Source organism: Oscillibacter sp. CAG:155, assembly GCA_000436875.1.
In the GTDB taxonomy this organism is placed as follows: Bacteria; Bacillota; Clostridia; order Oscillospirales; family Oscillospiraceae; genus Oscillibacter.
Genome location: FR890938.1, coordinates 14,517 through 17,437, shown reverse-complemented (window position 1 = coordinate 17,437; position 2,921 = coordinate 14,517). Strand labels below are relative to the sequence as shown.

Here is a 2,921-nt window from a genome sequence, read left to right as displayed (position 1 = left end):
GCCCACCCGGGGCGGTGGGGGCCCGGAGGCCGCCCCCGCCGGAGGAACCGGCTCCGGCGGAGGAGCCTGTGACGGAGCCTGCCCCCGTGGCAGAAGCGCCTGCCAAGGAGGAAGCGGCCCCCGCTGCGGAGCCGGAGAAGCCCGCTGAGTCCGCACCTGCCGAAGAGCCGGAGAAGGCAGAAGAGCCCGCTCCGGAAGCCGAGGCCGAACCTGCGAAGGCAGACGTGCCCCAGAACGCCAAGGAAAAGTCGCTCCGGATCGTCACCACCGGCCGTTCCCTGGTGGCCAAGGAAGAAAAGCCCACCGCGCTGACGCAGATCCCCACGGATCAGCCCAAGGCCCTTGTGAAGCAGGAGGCCCCGGCCGTCCCCGCCAAGGCCGAAGCGCCTGCGAAGGAAGAGGCTCCCGCCAAGGCCGAAGAACCGGCGGCGGAAAAAGCTCCGGCGGCGAAGAAGCCTGCCCGGAAACCGGCGGCCCGGAAGACGACCGGACGCAAGACGGCCAAGAAGCCTGCGGCGTCCAAATCTACATCAGCCAAGACGGCCAAAGCACCGTCTGTAAAGAAAGAGACAACCCCGAAGAACGGGACCGCAGCTTCTGACGAGAAGAAGTGAGCGGAGTAAGGAAGGTTCATGACAGCATTTACCACAAAAAAACTGAAAGAGGCCCTCACCGCCAAGCTGATGCTCAACTTCGGCAAGGGGCCTGAGGAAGCCACCGATCAGGAGATGATGAAGGCCAGCGCCCTGGTGATCCGGGACGTGATGGCCCTGCGGGAGGTGGAGACCCGCACCAGGACCCGCCGGGAACAGAAAAAGCAGGTACACTACCTGTCTTTGGAGTTTTTGATGGGCCGCAGCCTGATGAAAAACGCCTACAACCTGGAGATCCTGCCCCAGCTGCGGGAGGCACTGGAGCAGATGGGCTTCAAGGCCGCGGACATTTTCGAGCTGGAGCCGGACGCAGCATTGGGCAACGGCGGTCTGGGCCGTCTGGCTGCCTGCTATCTGGATTCCATGACCACGCTGGAGATCCCGGCCACCGGCTATTCCATCTGCTATGAGCTGGGCATCTTCAAGCAGAAGATCGTGGAGGGCCAGCAGGTGGAGCTGCCCGACGACTGGAAGGGCCTGGGCTCCGCCTGGCTGCTCCCCAAGCCCGAGGAGGCCCAGGAGGTCCGCTTCGGCGGCACCATCCGGGAGTTCTGGGACGACGGCCATCTGCATGTGGTCAACGAGAACGCTACGGTGGTCCGGGCAGTGCCCTGCGACATGGAGATCGCCGGCTACGGTACAGACCATGTGAACGTGCTGCGGCTGTGGGACGCCCGTTCCACCAAGCCGCTGGATATGTCGTTGTTCTCCCGGGGCGAGTATCTGAAGGCTGCCGAGGAGGAGGCAATGGCAGAGACCATCGCCAAGGTCCTCTATCCCGAGGATAACCACCTGGAGGGCAAGTCCCTGCGGCTCAAGCAGCAGTACTTCTTCGTCTCCGCCACGGTGCAGTCCATCGCAGCCAAGCACCTGGAGGTCTACGGCACACTGAAGAACTTCCACGAGAAGAACGTCATCCAGATCAACGACACCCATCCTGCTCTGGTGATCCCGGAGCTGATGCGGATCTTCATCGATGATGCCGGCATGGATTGGGATGAGGCGTGGAACATCACCACCCAGTCTGTGGCCTACACCAACCACACGGTGCTGGCGGAGGCGCTGGAGCGCTGGCCTCAGAACCTCTTTGAGCACTTCCTGCCCCGGATCTGGCAGATCACCCAGGAGATCGCCGCCCGCTGGCAGAAGAAAGTGGAGGACTTCTTCCACGATCCCCAGAAGACGGAGAAAATGGCCATCATCTGGGGTGGCGAGGTCCGGATGGCGAACCTGTGCGTGGCCGGCGGTATGGCGGTCAACGGCGTCAGCGCCCTCCACTCCGAGATCCTGCGCAAGGACGTTTTCAAGAACGCCTGCACCATGGAGCCCTGGAAGTTCCAGAACGTCACCAACGGTATCGACCACCGCCGATGGCTCAGCGAGATCAACCCGGAGCTGGACAGCCTGATCCGGGACCTCACCGGCGGGGACGAGTATCTGCTCCATCCCACGGCCCTGGAAAAGCTGGACGCCTACGCCGACGACAAGACGGTGCTGGAGCGCCTGGCCAAGATCAAGCAGGACAACAAGGAGCGCTTCGCCGCCTACGCGAAAAAGAGCCAGGGCGTGGTGCTGGACCCCACCGCCATCTTCGACGTGCAGGTCAAGCGTCTCCACGAGTATAAGCGCCAGCTCCTGAACGTGCTGCACATCATCGCACTCTACCAGAAGCTCCAGGACGATCCCAACTGCATCACCCAGCCCCATACCTTCCTCTTCGGCGCCAAGGCGGCGCCGGGCTATGCGGTGGCCAAGCGGATCATCCGCCTCATCAACTCCCTGGCCGATCAGATCGACCACGATCCCATCTGCAAGGGCAAGCTGCAGGTGGTGTTCCTGGAGAACTACCGGGTGTCCCTGGCGGAGCAGCTGATGCCCGCCAGCGAGGTCAGCCAGCAGATCTCCACCGCCGGCAAGGAGGCCAGCGGCACCGGCAACATGAAGTTCATGATGAACGGCGCCCTGACCGTCGGTACGCTGGACGGCGCTAACGTGGAGATGCACCAGGTGCTGGGCGACGAGAATATGTTCCTGTTCGGCCTCCGGGCTGACGAGGTGGAGCAGCTCAAGCGTGAGGGCTATGTACCGCAGCGGCTCTACCGCCGGGATGAGCGGCTGCGCCGTTGCCTGGATGCACTGCGCACCGGTTTCCGGGACGGCGTGAGCTACGACGATCTGTATCAGCGGCTGCTCTTCGGCGCCGGCGGGAGCCCCGCGGACGAGTATCTGCTGCTGGCGGACTTCCAGGCCTACTGTGAGGCGGAGCAG

The 2,921-nt window shown here is 63.6% G+C and carries 2 protein-coding genes; both read left to right on the top strand.

Features of this window, described 5'->3' with window-relative positions:
* The coding region (locus QZL67_RS07850; RefSeq protein ID WP_373887782.1) for a hypothetical protein at positions 1-614 on the top strand (614 nt) is incomplete at its 5' end.
* A gap of 18 nt (positions 615-632) precedes the next feature.
* Positions 633-2,921, top strand: a 2,289-nt coding sequence (locus QZL67_RS07845) for a glycogen/starch/alpha-glucan family phosphorylase (protein WP_292920117.1), incomplete at its 3' end; no start/stop codon positions are given.